Source organism: Pseudomonas sp. SIMBA_068 (genome assembly GCF_046534705.1).
GTDB classification, from domain to species: Bacteria; Pseudomonadota; Gammaproteobacteria; order Pseudomonadales; family Pseudomonadaceae; genus Aquipseudomonas; species Aquipseudomonas putida.
The window spans coordinates 1-274 of sequence record NZ_JAWRYI010000443.1 but is presented as its reverse complement, the minus strand read 5'-3'; the positions used below and the strand labels follow the sequence as shown (position 1 = coordinate 274).

The following is a 274-nucleotide window of genomic DNA, read 5'->3' as shown; positions in this document are numbered from 1 at the left end:
CGAGTTCCCGTACTTCACCGACATGGGCATGGACAAGAACATCGCCAAGGTTGAGAAACTCGACGAGCACACGGTGAAGTTCACCCTCAACGAAGTCGACGCCGCGTTCATCCAGAACCTGGCCATGAGTTTCGCCTCCATCCAGTCCGCCGAATACGCTGACCAGTTGCTGAACAACGGCAAGGCGGCCGACATCAACCAGAAGCCGATCGGCACCGGCCCGTTCGTGTTCAGCAAGTATCAAAAAGACGCGCAGATCCGCTTCAAGGGCAAC

General features: G+C 56.9%; 1 protein-coding gene. It reads left to right on the top strand.

The genetic code is table 11. The features are described 5' to 3' along the window. A partial coding sequence (locus SB756_RS29880; RefSeq protein WP_410913200.1) for an ABC transporter substrate-binding protein occupies positions 1-274 on the top strand: 274 nt, incomplete at both ends.